2 protein-coding genes are annotated in these 3,232 nt (G+C 43.1%); both read right to left on the bottom strand.

Annotation, left to right across the window (positions count from 1 at the left end; genetic code table 11):
• Nucleotides 1-205, bottom strand: a 205-nt coding sequence (locus ACTTJ8_RS11565) for an AAA family ATPase (RefSeq protein ID WP_442721273.1), incomplete at its 3' end; no start/stop codon positions are given.
• 261 nt (nucleotides 206-466) lie between these two features.
• Nucleotides 467-3,082 carry a formylglycine-generating enzyme family protein gene (locus tag ACTTJ8_RS11560; protein ID WP_442721272.1) on the bottom strand — a complete coding sequence of 872 codons (2,616 nt, stop codon included), beginning with the start codon at nucleotides 3,080-3,082 and terminating at the stop codon, nucleotides 467-469.
• Between the last annotated feature and the right edge of the window lie 150 nt (nucleotides 3,083-3,232).

The following is a 3,232-nucleotide window of genomic DNA, read 5'->3' as shown; positions in this document are numbered from 1 at the left end:
ACAGCTCTTTTTGCCCGCGGAAATAGGCTGCTAAGGTTGAAAGGAAGAGGCTTTTGCCGAACCGCCGCGGACGGCTCAAGAAATAGACCTTACTGCTGTTTGCTAAGCGAAAAAGGTATTCTGTTTTATCCACATAAAGGAAACCTTTTTCCCGTAAATCTTTAAAACTCTGTAGACCAATAGGCAATTTCCGAGGAATAGTCATAGTAACAGTATAGTGCAATTAATACTTTTTTGCAATTTATCCGGTTGCATAAGGATATTCCGATGCTGTACGTACTGTCGATATACAGCAGCGCGAAATATCAAACCTGTTCGATAATTGCATTTTCGAACAGGTTTAATCGTACGGAGAGTTAATACGCACATGCCGCGTTGGGGTATATTGATTTGCAATCCGCTTTAGCAGATATGGTAAACCATTTCCGCACAGAACAAACCGTCCGCATCCGGAAATGACTATCGGCTACTCTTTCCAGACTAAGCGGAAGCCGATGACTTTATCATCTTCACTGGTTGAACCGTTCTCTCGCTTACCGGTCATACAATCATACACAGCAGTTTCATTACGAGGATTATCTGTCCAGTTGCCCCCGCGCAAAACACGTTTGGTTGTCGTTGATGAAGAAGCACTCTGGGGATCGGTTACAGACTCTGTAGCAACAGTCGCCGAGTACCTATCCCAACACCACTCTAATGCATTACCGCTCATATCGAAAATTCCCAGCGCGTTTGCGTCTTTTGTTCCGACGGCGGCTAAATCGGTTACGGGAGTTGACTGTTCTACAAACATCGTACCGTTGTAATATTTGTTGAAAACCGCAACCCGTGCCGTTTCTGCGCGTAAAGTTTCATACGTTTCACCTGACGGCATTGCCATACCTTCAAAACCGATAAGCTGTTTAGCTCCGCTTGCAGAATTTAAATTGGTTAAATAGACAGAGCCGTATTGTTCGGCATTTGTACTATCGGTACCCTGCCAGCGGGCGGCGTATTCCCATTCGGCTTCGGTCGGCAGCCGGTAGCCTTTTTTTGCAAGATTGCAATAAGCATCATCGGCTTCGGTATTTGCGTCTTTTACGGCAGCACCGGTTTCAGAATTTTTACGGTATACACACTGCTCTGTACTTCTGAATTTCATTTCAGTGTATGCGTTGCACCACGTTATGCAATCGCGCCAGCTTACATTCGTCATCGGCTGATTATCGCGGTTATATTCTTTCTCCTCTTCATCATATTCGAATTTATAACCGTTCTCTTTTGCCCACTCATATACCGGTTTCCACAGCTGTACCGTTACTTCATATTTGCCGATTGTGTATTCGTTTAAATTCACTGTGCGTCCATTAGGGAAGACTCCCCGCCATAGGATATCCGAACTGTCTTTCTTAGGCAGTGCATAAACGGGATCGTGTCCGGTAATAGTTGCCGCAGGTACTTTTACACCGATGGAAACCGGAACAGCTTGCGTCGTTGCATATACCTCGGTATCTTTCTCAAAGGTATCACTGTCGGACAATTTGCTTCCGTCTGCACTGTCTTTTTTCCATGCAGCAAACACATAGCCTTGGTCGCAAGTTATCTTCGCTTTTGCATCGTCTTTTATTGCTCTCCACGTTACACCATACGGCTTTGTAATTTTAGGATCTGCTGCCAGCTGAACATGACCGCCGCTTTTTATCGTGATAGTAACATCTATCTGCCTTGTTTCAGCGTATATTACCGTATTACCTTTGAATATGTCACCATCTCTTAATTCAGCACCAGTTTTTCCACGTTTTCTCCACGCAATCACAGTAAAATTAGATTTTGGGTTAACTTTACCCATAATTTCGGCTTTTTTTTCACCCCATGTTGTTCCCCAAGGTACATACAGTTCGGCAGGTGGAGTTATATCGACATGGTTGCCCGTAATAGTGAGTTTTACATCTTTCGGTTTGGACTCGGCAAAAACGGCGGTATCGGCGGTAAACTTATAAGTGCCGGTCAAAGACTCCCCCGCAGAATCATTGAGTTTCCAGTCTTTATTTTCATAATTGGAGGATTTATATTTAATTTTGTCTTCCGCCTGCGGTTTAAGCATACTCCACGTATCGCCATAATATGCCGTAAAAGTCTTATCGCCCGCTACTTTGTAAAGAACGTTTGTATCTCCTTTAACAGTTATGGTTATTGTTTTCTTTTTTGATACGGCATAAACGGTTGTGTCCGTATTAAACTGGTGATTATCAGGGATATCTTGTCCCAATCCATCAGCCAGTTTCCATGTATCGTTTTCATAGCCGTCAGCGTATGTAATTTTATTGGCGGCAAGCTCTTTTGCATGAGTCCATGTTTCACCTTTATCTACCTTAAAGGTACTCTCCGTCCCCTTATGAGTAACCTGCGTATCTCCGGCAACAGTAATCGTTACTTGTGCGGGAGGCGGAGCTGTAATCTGCTGTGATTCAGCATAAACCGTTGTGTTTTCATTGAATTGATGAGCGTCAGGGATAACCTCACCGGAATTACTGTTAAATTTCCATGTTTTATTTTTATAGCCGCCGGTATAATTTATCTTGTCATTTGCTAACAGTTTAATCCTATCCCATTTTGTACCGGGAACTACTTCAAAAGTATGCTCGGTTTTAGGTGTAGCGTGTTCATCTCCGGCAACCGTTATCGTTATTTTTTGAGGTTCTTGAGGAAGCGGATCGGGATTTTGATTGGGAGCAGGATTAGACGGTGAGACTATTTGCTTCGACACGGCATACACGGTTGTATCTGTTGCAAATGTATATGTACGCGCAATCACTTTACCCGATGCTCCGTTCAGCTTCCATTCACTATGCTCAAAACCGGTCTTATATTTGATGAGAGCCTCCGCGTGTTTTTTTACATCTGCCCATGTTTTGTTCTTATCAACTTTGAACGAGCGGGTTTGTGAGTTAAACTCAACATTCCCATCCCCTGCAACGGTTATCGTTATTTGTGTGGGTGTTGAATTACCATTCTGCGGAGGTGGAGTCTGAGGATTTTTACATCCTGCAAAAAATGCTGCAAGCGTTATCACCGCTGCTATACATAGTATTATTTTCTTCATTAATATGCCTCATTAAAAATAAAATACGCCCCGGATTTTAAAGACCGGTTCTTTAGTTTTGCGCTATGAGAATGTCTAAAAGGTACATCCTTCTTGTATGGAATAGTCAATAGTAGTGCAGTGCCTAAACATCCCAAATGTATTTAAGCA

Source organism: Treponema sp. (assembly GCF_052169735.1).
Lineage (GTDB): Bacteria > Spirochaetota > Spirochaetia > Treponematales > Treponemataceae > Treponema.
Note: the sequence above shows the minus strand (reverse complement) of the source record. Positions and strands in the feature narration are given on the sequence as shown.

Coding starts and splice junctions, on each gene's coding strand:
- ACTTJ8_RS11560 (WP_442721272.1), bottom strand. CDS start 3,082: ATGAAGAAAATAATACTATGTATAGCAGCGGTGATAACGCTTGCAGCA.